Raw genomic sequence first — 25,023 nt, 5'->3', positions numbered from 1 at the left:
ATAAAAATGTTTCAGAGTGCTAAAATTTATTTTTTAATGCCCCTTAGGAAATAAATCAGGACAAAAACAAAATGAAGACCATGAAAAAACCTACTATCTTAAAGAATGTAAAACTTGCAATTGCATGTTGTGCACGTTTAGTTACCCAAGCTAAATGCCAGTTGGAGGATTTAATGCATTATTGTTTGGACGAAAGTTTAAAGACAATAAAAAGATTAAATACAAAAAATTTATCGCGCTATGCGATGTTCGTTTTGTTTTTACTATTAAGTTTTACTTCAGTAAATGCTCAAATTGGAAAAGCTTTTACACCTCGACTTACTGGAGGAAACATAAAAGTTAAAGGAGATGTTATTTTAATTGGAAACACGGTAATCAATAAGGTAGATACTGCTCCAACGTATAATAAAAATGGAGCACCTCAAACAGGAGTTTTATTTACAGGAACGGTTACGAATTTAGCAACTTTAACTGCTGAGGCTAATACTCCTTTTAATTCTCCGGGAGATAATAATAGTTACAATGTTGAATACATCAATGTTGATCCTGCAACAGGAATTTTCAGTTCGTCTCAATCAGAATTGAAAATTAATAATAGCTGTAAAAAAATTGTTTTTGCCGGTCTATATTGGTCAGCAATTTATCCTTACGAAAGAAGTACTGATAGCGGAAAAAAATACGATGGTTCATTAAGACCTCTTGATACTTGGAAAACAATTAAGTTTAAAGTTCCAGGAGGTACCTATCAAAACGTAACTGCAGATGAAGTTATTTTTGATGGATACGATTATACAAACGTTCAAAATTCTTTTAAAGATTCTCCTTATGTATGTTTTAAAAACGTAACAACAACATTGCAAGCCTTGGCAAATGCAGATGGTGTTTATACTGTAGGGAATGTGCGCGCCGCTTTAGGAAAACGTGATGGTGGTGGTGCTGGAGGATGGTCTTTGGTCGTGATTTACGAAAGCCCAACAATGCCAAGTAAATTTATTTCTGTTTTTGATGGTTATGTAGGTGTTAACCCAGATGCAGGAGGAATTAAAACGGTTGATTATACAGTAAATGGATTTCAAACTTTACCCGCTCCATTTCCTGTAAATGCAAAAATTGGTGTTGGTGCTCTTGAAGGCGATAATCTTAAAACAGGAGACGATTTACAATTTAAAGCAAATAAATCGAGTGCATTTACAGTTATCTATGACGCAGTTAATCCGATAGGAAATTTCTTCAACGCGACAGTTTCTGCAGATGGATCTCATTATTTATCAAGAAATCCTAATAGTACCAATACTATGGGATTTGATATTGATCAAGTTATTATTCCAAATCCGCCATCAAGTTCTGGTGCAATAAATAGTGTTGTTCCAAATGATGAAACGGGTGCTACTTTAAGACTTACAACTTCTAGTGACGGTTATGGTGCATTTTTATCAACATTCGCAGTTGAAATTATCGAACCAAAAATTTTATTGACCAAGCAGGTTTTTGATACTAATGGCGCTGATGCAAGTTCAAAAGATGTAACCTTAGGAGAACAATTAAATTATGTACTTGGATTTGAAAACCAAGGCAACGATGATGCTAAAGAGTTTGTAATTAAAGATGTATTACCAAAAAACATTAACTTCAGTTTTCCTGGTGATATTACTTCTTTGCCAAGCGGAATGACGGTTGCAAATAACGTTACTTACAACGCTGCAACAAGAACACTTCTTTTCAAAATTCCTGACGCATTAGTTAAAAAGAATTTAATACCTGGGCCACCTTTTGTGCGCAGTGAAATTAGATTCAGTGTAAAAGTAGTTCCTACTTGTAATGAGTTAAGTGATGCCTGTGACCCTATTATTCAAAATTCTGGGTATGCTACTTATAAAGGAGCCATAAATCCAACACAAATTACAGATGATCCTAGTTTATCATCATACACAGCTTGTAATCTTGGAACACCACAGTCTACAAACTTCTTGGTAGGAGTAAAGGATTGTAAGTTTACGCAAAATGTTGTTTTATGTAGTGCAAGCCAAGTTATTAAAGCTTCAGACGGATATGCTAGCTACTCTTGGACAGGACCTGGAAATTTTACCGCAACTGGGCAATCAGTTACTGTAACACAGCCTGGATTATACAAGGTAACAGGAATAGCAAATAAGCCATGTACAGATTATACGGAGGAAATTACAGTAGTTCCTTTTGGAGGAATTGCGACTAACCCTGTTATTAAATATGCTGATCAAACAGTACAATGTACAAGTAATGGTAAATTATTGCCAAATATTTTCTTGTGTGGAGCTAATTCGTATAGAGATATTCCAACAGGCATTAATGATGGTTCAGTAATTGTTTGGGAGAAACTTGACGAGAGCAGTTGTCCAGCATCAGCCAGCCAAAATTGTGCAAATGAAGGAACTTCGTGTACTTGGACAAAAGTTGGTGACGGCCCAAATTACAGAGCAGATCAGTCAGGTCAATTTAGATTGACATTGAATTATACTGGAGGCTGTTTTAATCGTTTTTATTTCAATGTTTATAAAAACGTATTCAACCCAACTGAAACACACAAAGATATTATGTGTGGAAAAGCTGGAAACATAACTGTTGGTGGAGGTAATGCACAATATGAATATGCAATAGCCGAGCAAATCCCTAATACAACACCTGTACCTGGAGCTTATCAATCAAGCCCAATATTCCCAATTACTGGGACTACATGGGGCGCAGGTGTAACGCAAAAAACATATATTATTTTTATAAGACAGGTTGGTGTAACTACTAATCCTTGTATTTTTAATATTGGAGATATTGTAATCAGAAAAAGAGCCTTTAGCATGACTGCTACAGCTTCTCAGCCATTATGTAATGGTGACTTAGGTCAGGTACTTATTGTGGCCAATGATGCTGATCCTCAGTATACTTTTAATATTTATACAAAATCGCCTAAAAAACTTGTAATCACATCAGGTAATATTTCTAATAATCAATTTCTATATGATAAGTTAACAGCTGGAACATATACCACGGAAGTAATTACAGAGGATGGTTGTAAGGCTACTCAGGATATAACAATTAACACAGTTGCAAAACTTACTGTTACTCCTGCTATGTCTCCAGCATTAACTGCTTGTCAGGATGGAGGAATTAAATTAACTATTGCCGGAGGAACCTCACCGTATTATTATTCCCTAAACGGTGGAGACTACACTCTTTATACAGGAGCAACAATACCGGTAACATTTGCAACATTGCCTGCAGGCGGAGTTTATAATATTGCGGTTTCTGATGCAAATGGATGTAAGGCTACTAATTCAATTACATTCACAGCAAGTCCAAAACCACAATATACGATTAGTAAAACAGATATTATATGTTACACTGATAAAGGAGAAATTAAGGTAAATGTTACAGCTCAAAACGGTTATACAATGCAGTATAGCATTAATAACGGTGTAACATGGAGTAGTAACGGAACTTTCTCAAACCTAACCGGAGGTACTTATAATGTTGTTGTGAAATATACATTATCAGGAACAACTTGTACAGATCCTGCACAGGTGATTACAATTAATTCGCCAGCTTCTGAATTAACGGCTTCTGGTGGTGTAGCTGAATTAGCAGGATGTAGACTTGGCGGAACTGGTGGAAGATTAAGATTCACAAACGTTTCAGGAGGTACGGCTCCATATAAATATTCTTTTGATGGAGGTCAATCATTTGATGATTTGCCTTATGCAGATGTTACAGCTGGTACTTATGTCTTAGTCGTTAAAGATGCGAATGGTTGTACGTATAAATTGCCTTATAATGTAATTTTAGATCCAAAACCTGCTGATCCAGATGTTAAATTATCTGATGTTATTTATGATTGTACTGGTAAAGGACAAACTACGGCAACGGTTATTAATTCTTCAAGTAATGTATATTCATACGAATATTCTTTAGACGGTATACCAAACACGCCAGTTACTAATAATGTCTTTACTAATATTAAATCAGGAAGCCATTATGTTACAATAAAATATAAATTAGAAGACGCTACTACATACAGTAATTTATTAAAAGAAGATTTCGGAAGTGGAGCACCTACGCAAAGTCCTGGTATTGCAGCAGCTTATTGTTTTAACAATCAAGATGTAAATATCCATACTTGTCCTAATCCTACAAGATCTGTTGAGGATAATCAATATTCTGTGGCAAGTTTCTTTTGGAGAAACGACACGGCTTGGTATCCATTTAAAGATCATACTTCTAATGGAGGTGACCAAAATGGAAGATATTTATTAGTAAATATTGGTTCAGCGGCTGGTGATTATGGAATTTTATATAGCAAACCGATTGCAGATGTTATCCCAAATCAACCAGTAAAAGTAGATGTGGCAGTTGCCAATTTATTGAATGCAGGTGTCGATGGAGCAGCTCCAATAGTTCGATTCGAATTGGTCGATCCATCTGGAAAAGTTGTTGCACGAGTTGATACTGGAAAAATTGCAGAAGCGAAAAATGATCCAAACAGAACAAAATGGATTGAAATCCCTACGATTTCGTTAAACCCTGGGAATAATACAAACCTAACATTTGTTATCCGTTCAGGAAGTTTAGAATATAATGGAAATGATTTATTGATTGATGACATTTCAGTTTATCAATTACCACAAACATGTTTACAAGAGAAAGTGGTTCGTTTTGATGTTGGAACAGATAAAGCATTTACTGTTTTGAAGCCTGAAATTCAAGATGTTCTTTGTAACGGTAAAGATACAGGTACAATTACTATTCCTGTTCAAAACTTTAGTGGAACTTTTTATTATTCTGTAAATGGTGGAGCTCTACAAAAAGCTACAGCTAGTCCACTTTTTATTGAAAAATTAATTGCAGGTCCATATACTGTAGTTGTTCAAAGTGATCTAGCCGGCACTTGTTCAGAAACAGTTAATACAACTGTTGGAACAGCAACACCAGTTACTGTTTTCGCAACAGTTACTGCTCAGGCAAAATGTGGAACAGGAAATGGCGCTACTATTACAGCTACTGCTTCAGGAGGAACAGGACCTACTTATACATATGAATTAAGAGCGGCGGATGGTGTTACAGTAATTGCTGGTAATGCTTTTCCTCATTCAAATGTTTTCACTAATGTAACAGCACCGGGAACTTACACGGTTGCGGCTAAAGATATTAATGGATGTCTTTCTTCAATTTCTCCTGCTATAGTGGTAAACGCTCCAACTCAACCAACGGCGAGTTTTGCCTCTTCAGATTTATGTTATGATGCTGATAAAGCTACAATTATAATCACAGCTACAGGAACAGGGACTTTGACTTACAGTTTAGATGGTGCTGCTGCTGTGAATACAAATACTTTTACAGGAGTAGGTGTTGGTACACACTCTGTTGTGGTTACAGACAGTAATAACTGTTCTGTGACAGTTAATGGTATTATTGTGGCTCCAGCGTTAGATGCAAAAGCATCAATTAGTAAACCATTAGATTGTAATAGTGTAGGAGCAACAATTCATGTTGATATCAGCGGTGGTAAAACAACTTATAAATATAGAGTTAAAACAGGATCTGGTTCTTATGGATCAAGTACAACTGTTACAGGAACAGCATTTGATTACCCAGCACCAGGATCTGGATTATATACATTTGAAATTTCTGATTCAAACACTCCAACAGCATGTACGTTTGAAGTAAGTGCGACAGTAGATGCGATAACGAACCCAACAGTTACTGCTTCTCCAACACAAGTTACTTGTTATGGCGGAACAAATGGATCAGTTACGCTTTCTGGCTCAGGAGGTTCAGGAGGTTACACTTATAGTTTTAATAACAGTGGATTCACTACTACTGCAACTTATTCAGGTTTAAAAGCAGGAGTTGCTTACCCATATCAAGTAAAAGACAACAAAGGATGTATTTCATCTCCAGAATCTATTACTTTAACAGAACCACCGGTGGTTCAAGGAAGTATTTCTGCTACAGACATTACGTGTGGCCCAACAGGAACTGTTCCGGCTGTAGTTACTGTAACAGCATCCGGTGGAACAGGAACAGGATATCAATATAGTTTTAATAACGCTACAAGTTTTACAACTACAAATACTTTCCCAACGACAGCTGCAGGTAGTACTGTAACAGCTTATATTAAAGATAGTAATAATTGTCAAATTGGTCCATTAAGTATTACTATTGGAGCATTTGACCAAATTACAGATATTACAATAACCGATAACGGTTATGATTGTTCTACAACACCAGCAGGTGGTCACGTTAATATTGCTGCGGTAAAAGGTGGAGTTTCGGCGCCTATTCGTTATCAGATTATTTCTGGTCCAGCTGGATATGATACAGCAACTAATTCTGATGGTGAATTCAAGGGATTAACTCCTGGCGCATATATTTTTCAGGCTACAGATATTAAAACAGGTTGTTCATTCACTAAACCTTATACAGTAAAAGGAGCACCAGATATTGTAGCTGGTGGATCAGTTGTTACAACTATTAAATGTTATGGTGGTACAGGAACAATTCAGTTTACTGTTAATGGAGTTAAAAGTAGATACGATTATGTTATTACAGATGGTTTAGGTAATACTATTCAGAGTGCAAATAATTTAGTTGGTTCATCAAATACGACTATTGCTGTAACTAGTGCATTAGCTGCAGGTTCTTATACTATTACTGCTACAGATAGAACAACAAAATGTACGTCTAGTTATACAGTAACGCTAACACAGCCAAGTAATGCAGTAGACGTGACTGCAACAGCAGCGAACATCACATGTAGTAAATTTACATCTGTAATTACGGCTGTAGGATCTGGAGGAACGCCTAATTATTCTTATGCAGTTGTAAAACAAGGATCTCCAGCACCAGCGGCAGGAGCTTATACTACAAGCGCAACAATGACTGTTGATACAAACAACGGCAATGATCGTAATTGGACAGTTTATATAAAAGATGTAAATGGATGTCCTGACACGGTAAATGTATCTATTCTAATGGATGCTGTTCCGACGGTTACGGCAACTTTAGACAATCAATGTACAGGTTCTGGAAATAAATTCAGAATTACTGCTACACCAGGTGGAACAAACTTAGTAACTCCTTTGACTTATGGAATCAACGGACCTACAGGTTCGTTTGGACCTAATAATTTCTTTGATGTTGTTGCAAGTGCAACTCCATATACTGTTTGGGTTAAAGATGCAAACGGATGTACAGCTTCAGCAACTCCAATTACAGTTTACCCACAATTAACGGCAACAACTGCTGTTAAAGAATTAGATTGTTCGGCTACACCGAATGCTACAATTACAGTTACTCCAAACGGAGGAAAACCTGGATATACTTATTCAGTTTCGACTAACGGAGGAACTAGCTACACTGCAATGGCTTCAAATGTTTACACAACTTCAGTTGCTGGAACATTCAACATCAAAGTAACCGATGCTAATTCATGTACGTTTGTAGTAACAGAGACCATACAATCGATTTCAAACCCAACAGCTTCAATTGTTACACAAAGCAATGTAAGCTGTAACGGAAAACTTGACGGATCTGTTACTATACAAGGTAATGGAGGTTCAGGAGGATTTAGCTATAGCAATAACGCTACAACAGGATTCGGGACAAGCGCTACCTTTACAGGTTTAGGCGCTGGAGATTATACTTTCTATGTAAAAGATTCTAAAGGATGTGTAGGAAGTGTTCCAGTTAAGATTACACAGCCAAATGTATTGACGATTTCGGCTACTACTGTTGGCTTCACGTGCAGCACTACGAATGCCAAAGTTGCAGGTTCGGTGACGATCAATGCGCCAGTTGGTGGCACGGCACCATTCCAATACAGCTTCAATGGAGGTGCTTACGGTTCGGTTCAGACTTTGACCGTAAATGATAACGGAAGCGACCAGACGATCAACTATTCTGTCAAAGACGCAAACGGCTGTATCGCAAACGGATCGGCTACATTGAATAAATTAAATTCTCCAAAAATCAATACGGCAGTGGCATCAGCTGTAACTTGTACAGTAGGTACAAGCACAGTTACGGTGACTACGACTGCAGGTACAGGAGTGGGGACATTGACATATGCTATTATTGCTCCTGCTTCTGCAGTTGCAAGCAACTCTACTGGTGTATTTGCAGGTTTGACACCAAGCGCCACTCCATATACATTCAGAGTTACGGATGCTAACGGATGCTACGATACCAAATCGGTTACGGTAAATCCGGTTACTCCAATCGGAATTACTGCAACAAACAAGAATGATGCAAAATGCAAGGGCACTTCGACAGGAAACGGAACATTCACAGTTTCTGGCTATGCAGTTGCAACAGATTATACTTACACATTGACGGCAGGAGTGCTTGGCACAGGCACTTTGACAAAAGCTGGAAATACATTGACATTGAGCAATGTAGCTGCTGGAACTTATACAGTATCTGTTACCGATACAGCAACAGGCTGTAGCAGTTCTACTTCAATTACAATCGGGGAGCCAGCATCGGACTTAGATATTACGGCTGTGGCTGCAAACATCAATTGTAATAACGACAATGCTGCAATTACAGCAACAGCAACAGGAGGAACAACCAACTACAGCTATGCGGTTGTGAAGCATAATGCTGCAGAGCCTTTGGCGGCAGCTTATAATCCGAGCAATATCCTTACAGTTGATACCAACAGCGGAGCCGACATGAGCTGGGATGTTTATGTTATGGATGCCAGAGGCTGTAAAGATTTTGTTCAGGTTACATTATCAGCAGATCCTACGCCTTCAGTAACGGCAGTATTGAGCAATCAATGTACTGCTTCAGGAAGCGGATTCACAATTACTGCTTCAGGAACAGGAGGTAAAGGAACTTTACAATACGGAATCAACGGAGTTGGAGGAGCTTTCTCAACAAACCCTGTTTTCAATGTTTCTGCTTCAGCGACAGCTTATACAGTTTGGGTAAAAGATGCCAACAATTGTACAGCTTCGGCTACGCCAATTATGGTTTATCCACAATTGACAGCTACTATCAAGGTCAGCAAAGAGCTAGACTGTAGCGCTACTCCGAATGCAGAAATCACAGTTGATATTTCAGGCGGAAAATCTGGCTATACTTATAGAGTTGACCCAGGAACTGGAACTTATGGTTCAGTTACTCCGGTTGTAGGTTCACAAATTGTTTATGGAAATGCAACAACAGCAGGAACGTACAATTTTGAAATTACAGATTCAAATACACCGGCTTGTACAAGAATAGTTTCTATTCAGGTTAATCCGATCACAAATCCTACAGTAACGGCTACTCAGGTAAATGTTACTTGTAATGGAGGATCAAACGGTTCGGTATTGTTGAGAGGAGCTGGCGGATCAGGTTCTTACACTTACAGTAATGCACTTGCAGGAACTTATGGTGTAAGCAACAGTTTTACAGGATTGACAGCAGGATTGCATACTTTCTATGTGAAAGACAGCAAAGGATGTACAGGCAGTGTTGATGTTAACATTACTGAGCCTACGGCTATTGTGGCTACTCCATCAGCGACTAAATTCACTTGTAGCACAAGCAATGCAAAACAAGCAGCATTGATTACCGTTACAGGAACAGGCGGAACAGGAGCTTATACATACAGTTATAACAACGGAACAACTTTTGTGGCAGGCAACACATTGTCAGTAAACGACAACGGTGCTTCACAAACATTCAATATTATCATTAAAGACGCCAACGGCTGTCTTTCACCAATGGTTCCAATTACACTGGCTCCATTGAATTCTCCGAAAATCAATACGGCTACTGCTTCAGCGGTAACTTGTCTTGCAACCACAAGTACGGTTACAGTTACAACAACTGCAGGGACAGGAGTTTCACCATTGACCTATACTATCATTGCACCAGCATCGGCTACGAGCAATGTTACTGGGGCTACTTCGGGAGTATTTATAGGATTGGCTCCAAATGCGACTTATACATTCAAGGTTATGGATGCCAATGGATGTTACGATACCAAATCGGTTACTGTAGATCCGGTTACACCGATTTCAATCTCAGGCAACAAGAATAATGATGTTACATGTAAAGGCACTTCAACAGGAAAAGGAACTTATACTATTTCTGGAATTGCTACACCGGGTAATTATTCATTCACATTAACGTCAGCGAATCTTGGTACAGGCTCATTGACTAAATCAGGAAATACATTAACATTGAGCAATGTAGCTGCTGGAACTTATACAGTATCTGTTACCGATACAGCAACAGGCTGTAGCAGTTCTACTTCAATTACAATCGGGGAGCCAGCATCGGACTTAGATATTACGGCTGTGGCTGCAAACATCAATTGTAATAACGACAATGCTGCAATTACAGCAACAGCAACAGGAGGAACAACCAACTACAGCTATGCGGTTGTGAAGCATAATGCTGCAGAGCCTTTGGCGGCAGCTTATAATCCGAGCAATATCCTTACAGTTGATACCAACAGCGGAGCCGACATGAGCTGGGATGTTTATGTTATGGATGCCAGAGGCTGTAAAGATTTTGTTCAGGTTACATTATCAGCAGATCCTACGCCTTCAGTAACGGCAGTATTGAGCAATCAATGTACTGCTTCAGGAAGCGGATTCACAATTACTGCTTCAGGAACAGGAGGTAAAGGAACTTTACAATACGGAATCAACGGAGTTGGAGGAGCTTTCTCAACAAACCCTGTTTTCAATGTTTCTGCTTCAGCGACAGCTTATACAGTTTGGGTAAAAGATGCCAACAATTGTACAGCTTCGGCTACGCCAATTATGGTTTATCCACAATTGACAGCTACTATCAAGGTCAGCAAAGAGCTAGACTGTAGCGCTACTCCGAATGCAGAAATCACAGTTGATATTTCAGGCGGAAAATCTGGCTATACTTATAGAGTTGACCCAGGAACTGGAACTTATGGTTCAGTTACTCCGGTTGTAGGTTCACAAATTGTTTATGGAAATGCAACAACAGCAGGAACGTACAATTTTGAAATTACAGATTCAAATACACCGGCTTGTACAAGAATAGTTTCTATTCAGGTTAATCCGATCACAAATCCTACAGTAACGGCTACTCAGGTAAATGTTACTTGTAATGGAGGATCAAACGGTTCGGTATTGTTGAGAGGAGCTGGCGGATCAGGTTCTTACACTTACAGTAATGCACTTGCAGGAACTTATGGTGTAAGCAACAGTTTTACAGGATTGACAGCAGGATTGCATACTTTCTATGTGAAAGACAGCAAAGGATGTACAGGCAGTGTTGATGTTAACATTACTGAGCCTACGGCTATTGTGGCTACTCCATCAGCGACTAAATTCACTTGTAGCACAAGCAATGCAAAACAAGCAGCATTGATTACCGTTACAGGAACAGGCGGAACAGGAGCTTATACATACAGTTATAACAACGGAACAACTTTTGTGGCAGGCAACACATTGTCAGTAAACGACAACGGTGCTTCACAAACATTCAATATTATCATTAAAGACGCCAACGGCTGTCTTTCACCAATGGTTCCAATTACACTGGCTCCATTGAATTCTCCGAAAATCAATACGGCTACTGCTTCAGCGGTAACTTGTCTTGCAACCACAAGTACGGTTACAGTTACAACAACTGCAGGGACAGGAGTTTCACCATTGACCTATACTATCATTGCACCAGCATCGGCTACGAGCAATGTTACTGGGGCTACTTCGGGAGTATTTATAGGATTGGCTCCAAATGCGACTTATACATTCAAGGTTATGGATGCCAATGGATGTTACGATACCAAATCGGTTACTGTAGATCCGGTTACACCGATTGCAGTTTCGGTTAGTAAATTAAATGACGTTAAATGTAAAGGAAACGCTACTGGATCTGCTAGATACACAATCTCAGGATTTAGCAGTACTGGTAACTACAGTGTTACGGTTACAAGTTCTCCAACTGGTTTACCATACACAACAAGTACGACGGGAGATGTTATCACATTAACAGGATTGTCTGTTGGAGATTACACATTGTCAGTGGTTGACAACACAACAAGCTGTCCGGCAAGTGCAACAATTACGATCAGTGAGCCAGCAAATCCTTTGTCGGCAACTTTCGCTACAGTTAACGCTAACTGTCTTGTGGGTACTTCAAAAGTAACAGTTACTGCTGCGGGCGGAACAACTGCTTATAAGTATGCTTTCATACATGATGCAGCAACACTTAATGCTTCTGATTTTGGTCCAAGCAATGTTGCGTATCTTGATCCAGCAACGGCTGATTGGGATGTTTATGTAAAAGATGCTAACAATTGTCAGGTTAAATTAGATGTGACAATTGCTAAAGATAGCGCACCGACAGTTACAGCTTCTGCAGTAAACCAATGTTTAGGAGTTGGAACATACACTATTACTGCTGCTGGTACAGGAACAGGTACTTTACAATATAGTATCAATGGTACTTCTTACCAGGCAGGTAATACATTTACAGTTACTACAGCTGGTACTTATAACATTTGGGTTAAAGATGCAAATGGTTGTACAGCTCAAACTACTGTTCCGGTTATCGTTAATGAAAAATTGACTTTATCTGCTCAATTAAATAAAAATATTACTTGCGTTTCAGGTGATGAAGCAGCGAGAATTACTTTAACAGCAGGTGGTGGAAACGGAGTATACACTTATTCATTCACAAGTTCTGCAGCTGCTCCAACAGCAGTTTTATCTGGAAATGTATTGACAACAAGTGATGCAGGAAATTACACATTCACTGTGACTGATGGACTTGGTTGTACGGTTACAACTACAGTGCCAATTAGTATCACTTTGCCGGTTTATCCTGATTTCACTATGACTAAAGGACCAGATATTCTTTGTAACAAAGATGAATCTGGATCATTAAATATTGTAATTGATCAAACTAAAGGACTGGCTCCTTACACAATCAATGTTTTAAATACGACAACAGGCCATAATTATGGTACACAAACATCTGGTTTAGCTGCAGGTAATTATACAGTTACAGTTACAGATGCTAAAGGATGTCCAGTAATTAAAACTATTAATATTGCTGAACCAACTCCAATTGTTGTTACTTATCATACTGTACCAATTACTTGTGTTAGTGGTGTGGGTACGACTAAAGGTTCTGTTATCATTGATAAGGTGACAGGAGGAACAGGGCCATATGATTATTATGTAACAGGAATAAATGGTTATGATAAATCAGAACTTGATAATCCTGGAAATACTTCTGTTACTTTTAATGTAGTAGATTTTGGTTTATACCAAGTTAGAGTTGTGGATGCAAATGGATGTTCTAAACTTGAAACACAAGTATTAGTTGCATCACCAGTTGACAACCTTGATATTGATGTTGACATGACGACAGTTTACTGTTCGCCTGTGGTAGGTCCTCCTGCAATTCCTGCGGGTGGTGTCGCAACAGTAAAAATAGGTACATTATTGACTGGTCATGGTCCTTACCATTTCAATATTTATAGAGGTAATGGACAAGTATTTACTGCTGATTATGTTGATGGATGGATTCCGGAATCTACGCCAGGAAGCGAATCTGCTACTTTTTATGGTCTTACACCTGGAACAGCTTACACATTTATCGTTTATGACGATTATACAAAATGTTATTATTTCCAACCAGCAGGCAATGTAGTTCCAACAAATTCAACATTGTCAATTGTTAATGATGTTGCTCATAATATCACATGTACACTTCCAAAACCACCAGCGCCGCCAGTAACGCCTGATGGTAAAGTTACTTTTGATATTAAAAATAACTATACGTCTTCAGTTGATGTAAGTTATCAGGTTTATGAGGCGTTTACTAATTTACCAGTTGGCGCACTAATTACAAGTACAATAGCACCAAACGGAACAATAACGAATCTTACTTTAGGTTCATTACCAGTGGGTACTTATTATATATTAGTTAAAGAAGTTACAGGTCCTAATGCAGGATGTTCAGTAGCCTCTAAAGATTTCAATATTAAGGAATCACCAGTATTATTATCACTTACAGCTTCTGCAACTTCAATTGCAGACTGTACGAATTTAGGAAACATTTCTGCGCAAGCAAAAGATGGAACTGGTCCGTATACTTATCAAGTAGTAGCGTCAGGCGATTCTCCTATAGATGCTGATTGGGTATCAACCAATACATTTACTAGAGCAGGAAGTGTTGCGGGAATCGATTATGATGTTTACACAAAAGATGCTTTTGGTTGTATCAAATTTGTACCAGTAAAAGTTTTCAAATATCAGGATCCAACAATCAATGCCCCGGCAGCTATCTGTTACACAGGTGTTCCATTTACATTCACAATTCCTGGAACAGTTGATTCAAGTATTGTAGGTGGAGCAACGTATAGCGTTGATGGAAGTACATTCCAGAGTTCACCAACTTTTACATTTAATGCAGCTAAAGTTTATACTTTAACAATTAAGGACGGTAAAGGATGTACTGCTACAGTACCATTTGAGGTTAAACCACAACTTAAACTTGACGTTAAACAAACAAGAGATTTAAGCTGTATTGTTGGTAGTGAAGATGCTCAATTTACTTTAACTGCTGCGGATGGTTATGGTACTTATGTTTATTCATATACTTATAATGGTGGTTCAAGTACTACTATGCCAACAAATGTTTTAACAGCTAGTGGTGTAGGTACTTATGTGTTTACAGTTACAGATGCAAAAAACTGCCAGGCAACTTATACAATTAATTTAGACGCTATTCCAACAATAAACTTTGCAGTTTCTTCTGTAAATGCTAGTTGTAACGGAGCTTATGACGGAACGATTACGGCTGTTGTATCTGCAGGTGTAGGTCCATTTAAATATCAATTAGAAGATGCTGGAGCACCTATTGTGGCTTACCAAGATTCAAACGAATTTAAAAACCTCCCAGCTAAAACGACATATGTTGTACGTGTTAAAGATGCAAGAGAGTGTACAGATACAAAACCTGCGACTATTGTTCAGCCAACGCTATTGGCAGCTACATCATCAGTGACAACATCATTGCTGTGTACAGCAGGCAACGCACCATCAAAAGCTATTGTAACGGTTGTTCCATCAGGTGGAACATCTCCTTACCAATACAGTTATGACAATGGAGCGAGCTATTCTTCAAATGCTACTTACGAGACATTCGCAGGTATCACATTTGATGTGAAAGTTAAGGATGCAAACGGATGTGAGGTTACCATTACAAATGGTGTTAACGTACCGGCATTAGACGCACCGACAGATATGGATATTGCAGGAACTCCTGTTTACTGTTTACCAGCAGCGACAACAAGTACTGTTACAATTAGTAATGTACAGCACGGAGTTGGGGCGAAAGAATATGCTATCTTATCTCCAGCTTCTGCGACAACAAATGTTTCAGGAAAAACAAGCGGTGTATTTACAAACTTAGCTCCGGATACTTATTTATTCCAAGTTAAGGATGCCAATGGATGTACATATGAAGAAGAATACACGGTTGATCCGGTAACCAATATTGCGGTTGCAGGACAATTGACAGCAGATGTTTCTTGCAACGGAGGCAACGACGGTGCTGCTACATTTACTGTATCAAACAATACAGGAGCAATCAGTTATGTCTTTACAGCAGGAACAGGAACACTTGCATTGTCAGGAAATGTGATTACGGCTACAGGTTTAGTGGCAGGAAATTATACATTACAGGTAACTGACAATACGACTCAGTGTACGGCAACAGCATCAATTACTGTAGGCCAGCCAGCTCCATTGGCTCTGACAGCTAATCCGTTTGTGAACGGAAACTGTAATTCAGATGCACAGGTGAGCGTAACGGCTACAGGCGGAACAGCTCCATATACTTACTCATTCGTAGTAAGAGGTGCAGGTGCAGGAACTTATACGAGCTCAAACAGCGCTCTGCTTGATCCTATCGATCCTGATTGGGATGTTTATGTGAAGGATGCCCATAACTGTGTTATTGCGGCACCGCTTCAGATCTCGATCGTTAAGGATGCTTCGCCTACAATTGCTATGCCGGCGCCGATCTGTTTCCAAGGTGTGGCAATTCCTATAGATTTGTCAGTTGGACAGACTGTACCGGTTGGAACGCCAACTTACAGAATCAATGGAGCAAACCAGGCAAGCCCTATTTATAATATCACAGCACCGGGAACTTATCAGTTAAGCATTATTGATGGAAACGGATGTGAATCAAATATCGTTAGTTATGAAGTTAAGCCTCAGGTTACTTTGGTAGCAGAGCTTCTTCAGGATCTGACATGTACTTTGGCTGCGGACATCAAATTGACTCCGGGCGGAGGAACAGGAGTTTATCCTACTTACGAGGTTGAAATCAACGCTAGTGGAACTTATGTTGCGCTTCCTGCGACTTATGCAGCTGGAACGTACAAGTTCAGAGTGACGGATTCTCAGGGATGTCAGGCTGTTTCAAATGTTATCACGGTAACACCGACCACGACTCCTATGGCAGCATTCACACAAACGAATGTAAGCTGTAAAGGAGGAAATAACGGAAGCATCGTGGTTACGGCTACTAACGGAATTTCTCCATACAAATATCAGTTATCGCAAGGAGCTGCTGTATTGAAAGTTTTCGCTGCAGCTGATACATTTACAAACTTGGCAGCTGGAACTTATGATATTCAGGTAATGGATGCTAAGGGATGCGTTTCGGCTAAGGTTCCTGTAACTATTATTGAGCCAACGTTATTGACAGCTACATCATCAGTGACTACAGCATTAGTTTGTACAGCAGGCAACGCGCCATCAAAAGCTATTGTAACGGTTGTGGCTTCAGGCGGGACAAACCCTTACCAATACAGCTATGACAATGGAGCGAGCTATTCTTCAAATGATACTTACGAGACATACGCAGGTATTACATTTGATGTGAAAGTTAAGGATGCAAACGGCTGCGAGATCACCATCACAAATGGTGTTGACGTACCGGCATTGAATCCTCCAACGGATATGGACATCGCAGGAACACCGATTTACTGTCTTCCAGTTGCTAGACAAACAAGTACAGTCACAATCAGCAATGTACAGAACGGAGTAGGCACAAAATCATTTGCGATCTTGTCTCCTGCATCACAAGCTGGAAACGTTACTGGTGCATCAAGCGGTGTATTCACCAACTTGCCAGCGGGCACTTACTTATTCGAAGTAAAAGACGCGAACAACTGTACTTATCAAGAGTCTTATATCATTGATCCGGTAACCAATATTGCGATTGCAGGACAATTGACAGCAGATGTTTCTTGCAACGGAGGCAACGACGGTGCTGCTACATTTACTGTATCAAACAATACAGGAGCAATCAGTTATGTCTTTACAGCAGGAACAGGAACACTTGCATTGTCAGGAAATGTAATTACGGCTACAGGTTTGGTGGCAGGAAATTATACATTACAGGTAACTGACAATACGACTCAGTGTACGGCAACAGCATCAATTACTGTAGGCCAGCCAGCTCCATTGGCTCTGACAGCTAATCCGTTTGTGAACGGAAACTGTAATTCAGATGCACAGGTGAGCGTAACGGCTACAGGCGGAACAGCTCCATATACTTACTCATTCGTAGTAAGAGGTGCAGGTGCAGGAACTTATACGAGCTCAAACAGCGCTCTGCTTGATCCTATCGATCCTGATTGGGATGTTTATGTGAAGGATGCCCATAACTGTGTTATTGCGGCACCGCTTCAGATCTCGATCGTTAAGGATGCTTCGCCTACAATTGCTATGCCGGCGCCGATCTGTTTCCAAGGTGTGGCAATTCCTATAGATTTGTCAGTTGGACAGACTGTACCGGTTGGAACGCCAACTTACAGAATCAATGGAGCAAACCAGGCAAGCCCTATTTACAACATCACAGCTCTGGGAACTTATCAGTTAAGCATTATTGATGGAAACGGATGCGAATCAAATATCGTTAGTTATGAAGTTAAGCCTCAGGTTACTTTGGTAGCAGAGCTTCTTCAGGATCTGACATGTACTTTGGCTGCGGACATCAAATTGACTCCGGGCGGAGGAACAGGAGTTTATCCTACTTACGAGGTTGAAATCAACGCTAGTGGAACTTATGTTGCGCTTCCTGCGACTTATGCAGCTGGAACGTACAAGTTCAGAGTGACGGATTCTCAGGGATGTCAGGCTGTTTCAAATGTTATCACGGTAACACCGACCACGACTCCTATGGCAGCATTCACACAAACGAATGTAAGCTGTAAAGGAGGAAATAACGGAAGCATCGTGGTTACGGCTACTAACGGAATTTCTCCATACAAATATCAGTTATCGCAAGGAGCTGCTGTATTGAAAGTTTTCGCTGCAGCTGATACATTTACAAACTTGGCAGCTGGAACTTATGATATTCAGGTAATGGATGCTAAGGGATGCGTTTCGGCTAAGGTTCCTGTAACTATTATTGAGCCAACGTTATTGACAGCTACATCATCAGTGACTACAGCATTAGTTTGTACAGCAGGCAACGCGCCATCAAAAGCTATTGTAACGGTTGTGGCTTCAGGCGGGACAAACCCTTACCAATACAGCTATGACAATGGAGCGAGCTATTCTTCAAATGATACTTACGAGACATACGCAGGTATTACATTTGATGTGAAAGTTAAGGATGCAAACGGCTGCGAGATCACCATCACAAATGGTGTTGACGTACCGGCATTGAATCCTCCAACGGATTTAACATTCGCAACGACAGTTGCAGTGATCTGTGGTGGTAAAGGGACAGTTGATATTACTAGCCATGTTGGTGGTGTATTGCCTTTAGAATATGAGATTCTATCTCCTATAACGAGAGCTAAACAGCCAGGAACAACATTCGCAAATCTTGACCCGGGAACTTATGTATTCCAGGTTACTGATAAAAACGGATGTACATATACAGAATCATATACAGTTGATCCAGTAATCAATATTACGGTTGCAGGCGAACTTGTTAAAAATGTTTCTTGTAACAGTGGATCAGATGGTGTTATCAAGTTTACAGTAGGAAATAAAGCGGGTGGTTATACTGCTTCTTTAAATTCTCCTTTAGGAACTCTTACTCAAGTGGGTGATGTAGTTACTGTTACTAATTTACCAGCAGGTTCTTATACACTTACAGTTACAGACGCTATTACAACTTGTATTAATACAGCAACTGTTGTTGTTGATGCGCCTGCAGTTTTAGGATTAAATATAGTTTCTCAGACAGTAGCAAATTGTTACTTAGGCGCAGTGGTTACTGTTCAAGGAACTGGTGGGACTCCAGCTTATAAATATGCATTTGTTAAAGACGGAGTTACTCCGCTAGCTTCAGATTATTCAAGCAATAACTATGCAGTTTTAGCTTATGATGATTTAGGTTCAAATGATTGGGATGTATATGTTCAAGATGCGAATTTGATTTGTTCTTTTAAACGTGATATAACAATTACAAAAGACGATGCACCAACAATTAATCCTAATGCAACTGTGTATTGTTACACTGGCGGTCCAGTGGCAATTACAATTGATGGACATCAAGATTCAGATATCGTAGCTCCGCCAATGTTCAGTATTGGAAATGGTTATCAAGCTAGTCCTAACTTTACATTGAATGCACCAGGAACTTACGACTTTTATATAAAAGATGGTAATGGTTGTATAGCACATGCTACATATGTATTAAGACAAGAATTATTGATACAAGCTACTCTTACACAAGATTTGAACTGTACATCTAATGATGCGACAATTACATTGTCTGCAACGCAAGGTACAGGCGCAGGAACATACGCCTTCGAATATGATCTTAATAATAGTGGTGTTTACAAACCAGTCACAGCATTGCCTTTCGTAACTAGTACACCTGGAACTTACACATTTAGAGTTCAAGATGCTTCAACTTGTCAAGCTGTTTCTGTTCCGGTAATCGTCACACCAATCACGACACCAACATTTGCAACAGTTGTTGCAGACGCACTTTGTGTGGGAGATTTGAATGGTACTATTACGGTTAATGCTTCAAATGGAGTACAACCTTATGAATACAGCATAAACGGTAAACCTTTTGTAAGTTCAAATGTTTTCACAGGTTTAGGAACAGGTACTTACTCAATTTTGGTAAGAGATGCTAAACATTGTCCGTCAAATGCAGTAAATGTATTTGTTGGTCAGCCGATCGCATTAGCAGCGACAAATGTTGTTACTCAGTTTGGTTGTGATTCTTCAAATAATGCTAAAGATGCAATTGTTACAATCAATGCAAGTAACGGTACTCCACCATATAGTTATAGTTTTGACAATGGTGTGACTTTTGGAAGTTCGCAAGCACATACAATAAACGCAGCAAGTACCATTAACTATGTTGTAGTAGATGCTAATGGATGTAGAGTTTCTGGTTCAGCTACTGTTCCAGCTTACAACCCTCCAGCGAATTTCAATATGACGGCTTCGCCAATTTATTGTAATACTGCAGGCGGAGTTGCTACTCTGACTGTAAATTCAGTAACAGGAGGTGTTGCACCATACAATTATGCTATTATTCAGCCGGCAGCATCGGCAACTTCAAATACAAGTGGAAGTTTTGCTAACTTATTGCCAGGAACTTATATAGTTAGAGTTACAGACAACAATGGTTGCAGCACATTAAATACAATTGAAATTAAGAAAGCTAGCGAAATTAATGTTGACGCTCAATTATTAAGCGATGTGTTATGTAATGGTGGAACAACAGGTTCAATTGCATTTACAGTAAGTAATTACATTACAGCTGGAAATTATGATTTTGCATTGTCTCCAAATAATGGAACATTTACTCAAACAGGAGATGTGATCACTTATACAGGATTAACAGCTGCAAATTATACGTTCACAGTTACAGATAGAACTTCAGGATGTACAGATAATGTGACTAACTTCTTAGTTAATCAGCCAACGGCTCCATTAAGTTTTACAATGAGCGCGACAAATATTTCTTGTAATAATAAAAACGCTACTATTACAGTAACAGCTGCGGGCGGAACACCAGCTTACAGTTATGCTGCGGTAGTTAGCGGAATGGGTGCTCCGACAACATTCAGCACGGATAATAAATTAGTAGTTGATACGAATTTAGGAACTGCGTGGGATGTTTATGTAAGAGATCTTAACGGATGTAATACTTTGGCACAAACTATAAACATTTTGACTGATGCGCTTCCAAGTGCAATAACTGCAAACGTTACGAGTCAATGTCCAAGTGCAACAGGAACTTATGAGATTGTTGTTTCTGCAACTGGTAAAGCTCCTCTAGAATACAGTATTGGTGGCGGATTCCAATCAAGCCCATCATTCCAAGTAAATTCTTCAGGATCTTATGATGTAACAGTTAGAGATGGAAATGGATGTACAGTTACCGTAACTGGTGCAGTAAACATTCAAGGTGTTCTTGATTTACAATTAGATGTTCAGCAATTGCCAAGCTGTGATTTCCCTAATAGCGGCCGAATCGTAGCTAAAGCTACTGGAGGATCTGGAAACTATAGATATACTTCAGGTGCATATATTCCTGTAGTTGCTGGAACAACAGCATCATTCAACACCATGCCAGCAGGTTCTCATACAATAACTGTTGAGGATTTGACAACTGGATGTAAAGATGTTGTTACCGTTGAATTGTCAGCACCAACAATTATCACAGGTTTGAGTTTACAGAAAACAGATGTGAAATGTGCTGGTGGTTCTGATGGCTTAATCATTGTTAACTTGGCACCAAGCGGTCCAGGCGTAAATGACAACCCAATCTATAAATACACTTTAACAGGAACTACTGCTGGTAATGTTGCGGTGAGCAGAGGTCCTCAAGAATCTAATGTTTTTGATAACCTTCAAGCAGGAGATTATACAGTGAAAGTAACTTCAGGAAGAGGCTGTAATGCTCAGGTGGATACAAGAATTAACCAGCCTCGTCCGCTTGTAGTAAATGCTCCAACAGTTACACCTTTCGGATGTACTGCAGGAACAAACACTACAAACTTTGCAAGAATTACTGTTAATTCAGTTTCTGACGGAACGGCGCCTTATATTCTTTATGAATTTAGTAAAAACGGAAAAGTTGTTCAAAGCAGCAGTTCAAATGTTTATGATGAAACGGACCTTGCTGGTGGATCTTACTCTGTAAGAGTAGTAGACAGCAATGGTTGTGATGCTACAACAACTGCTCCAATAACAATTGGATCGTTCATTACAATGAATGATTTAAATGTGAATGTGGTTGCTCCAATTACTTGTGTTACAAACCAAACTATTCAGGTTTCTGTAGCTACAACTGGAGGAACTCCAACAGGATTAGTTTATACAATTGCGGGTATAGATGGAACAGTTTTCAATCAGACAAATCCAACGGGATTATTCGCAGGATTAGCAATTGGAAGCTATCAAATAACAGTATTTAACCCAACAACAGGTTGTACAATAAAAGCGTACCATTATGTAAATGATGCTAATACTTTTGAAATCAAAGTAACGCCAGTAAATGTTGAGTTATGTTATGGAGCTACTGACGGAAGTGTTGATTTAACTTTTGTTGATAATCTATTGAATCCTGGAAATGAAGCAGGTGCATTTACATACACAATTGCAGGTCCTGTTCCAAGTTCTGGAACTTCTGCAACTGCTGGGCCAGTTAGAATTTCAGGTTTAAGAGCGGGTCAATATACAGTAACGGCTAAATTGGTAAACAGTCCAGAATGTACAGTTACTAATGTATTTACAATTGTTCAGCCTCAAAACCAGTTAGTATTAACTACTACTAAGTCTGAAATTACTTGTATTACAGGTAACAATGATGGAGTGATTTCTGCTTCAGCAACTGGAGGATGGGGTCCAAATTATCAATACGAATTAGTAGGTCCAACAGTTCATGTTGCATACTCTGATAAATTTGAATTTACTGGTTTAACAGCTGGAAATTATACAATCAATGTTAAAGATGAAAAAGAATGTATTGCTACAACTAGCGTTCAGTTAGTGGTTCCTGCTCCTATAGTGGTTACAGCGAGTGCAAATGCGTCAATGTTATCATGCTTCGGAAATAAAGATGGTGTAATTACAGTTAATCAGCCAACAGGCGGACAAGGAAGCAACTACATGTACACATTGAACATCGTATCTGCAAATCCAGTTATTGTTTCAGGACCACAATCAGGTAGAGTATTCTCTAACCTAAGCGCTGGAACTTATACAGTAACAGTGACTGATGGATACTCTTGTGAGGCTACTTCTGCAACAATTGTTATTAGTGAGCCTACAGAGGTGAAACCAACGTTAGTGCTTTCAAGAGCTCAGACATGTCAAACATTGTCGCAAATTACATTAAGTGCAGAAGGAGGAAAAGCGCCTTACACATACAGTACTTCTGCTAATTTTGCAACGGTTATTGGATCATTTACATCATCAGTATCATTTGATGTTCCAGTTGGTTCATATCAATACTATGTGAAAGATGCAAGTGGTTGTGTTGGATTTATTTCTAATGCAGTTAAAATCGATCCTCTTGTTCCTCTAACTTTAGACTTAGATGTTACAAATGCAGTGGTTAAATGTCAAGGAGAAACAACAGGAGTAATTGTTGCTAAAGCGATAGGTGGTCTTGGAAACTACAAGTACACATTGTTAAATAGTGCAGGAACTGTAATACGTCCAGCTCAGACAGAAGGAAGATTTGAAAATCTTACAATTGGAACGTACAGCGTGAAAGTGGATAGCCAAGATTGTACATTTACATCTAAAGCTATTATTATTACAGAACCAGCAACGCCTGTATCTGCTCAGTTTAAGGTTACAAATGTGACATGTTTTGGTGAAAACAATGGTAAATTGGAGATTCTTGCTTCTGGTGGAACAGGGGTTATTAAATATGCACTTTCTCCAAACTTGAATCAATTTGATGATGTTCATGTATTCGAGAAATTAAGACCGGGCAATTACCAAGTTATTGTTCAAGATGCAAATGGATGTTTCATTTTACATGATTTCACTATCACGCAGCCAGCATTGCTTAAAGCAGCGTTAGTTCCAAATACAATGATTCCTGAAGCTTGTTCTGGTGATAAAGATGGAGCGTTTAGTGTTGAAATCAGCGGAGGTACTCCTGTATTCAGTGTTAGTCTAGATAAAGAAAACGGTCCGTTTACGCAAGGTGCGGTTGGTCAATCAATATTTGACTTTACGAATCTGTCAGGCGGAGCGCACAAAGTTTATTTCAAAGACTCAATGAACTGTGTGAATGTTATCGATATCATTATGCCGGATGCAGTAACCCTTAATCCAACGAATGAGGTAAGTTATGACTGTGTGAACAATGCTAACGCAAACAGGGTTGAAGTTGATCCAGGTTTTGCTGACCTTAGCCAAATTGATTACAGTTTAGACGGTGCAAAATTTGTAAACGATAAGGTCTTTACAAATCTTACTCCAGGTAAGCACAAAATTACTGTAAGACATACTAACGGCTGTACTGCAGATACTTATTTTGAGATTAAAGCTATTCAGCCATTAACACTTGCTTTATCTGCAGGTAAACCTGAAATGAATATCATTTCAGTAACTGCAACAGGTGGAGCACCAGCTTATGAGTATAGCTTCAACGGAGAACCATTTACATCTTCTAACACATACAAAATCTACAAATCTGGAGATTATGTGGTAGTAGTGAGAGATCAAAATGGCTGTACGAAAACTATCACTGTTCCAGCGATATATGTTGATGTTTGCTTAGACAATTACTTTACACCTAACGGAGATGGTGTTTATGATACTTGGGGGCCTGGTTGTACTAATATTTACAACAACCTTGAATTCTCAATCTTCGATAGATATGGTCGTGTAATTGCTAAATATCACTATGGTCAAAAATGGGACGGAAGATACAATGGAGAAGAATTGCCTTCAGGTGATTACTGGTATGTTCTTAAACTTAATGACGAGAAAGATGCAAGAGAGTTTGTTGGACATTTCACATTATACAGATAACAAA

Annotated in this window: 1 protein-coding gene; it reads left to right on the top strand. The window is 39.2% G+C overall.

Features of this window, described 5'->3' with window-relative positions:
• Window positions 1-80: 80 nt before the first annotated feature.
• Entirely contained in the window at window positions 81-25,019 is a 24,939-nt protein-coding gene (locus SCB73_RS06655; protein ID WP_320569297.1) for a T9SS type B sorting domain-containing protein, read from the top strand.
• Window positions 25,020-25,023: the final 4 nt, after the last annotated feature.

Origin of the sequence: Flavobacterium sp. KACC 22761 (assembly GCF_034058155.1) — a bacterium.
Lineage (GTDB): Bacteria > Bacteroidota > Bacteroidia > Flavobacteriales > Flavobacteriaceae > Flavobacterium.
This window is presented reverse-complemented; position numbering and strand designations above follow the sequence as displayed.

Bases quoted from the DNA above. Each gene is read 5' to 3' on its own strand.
- SCB73_RS06655 (WP_320569297.1), top strand. From the start codon at position 81: ATGAAAAAACCTACTATCTTAAAGAATGTAAAACTTGCAATTGCATGT.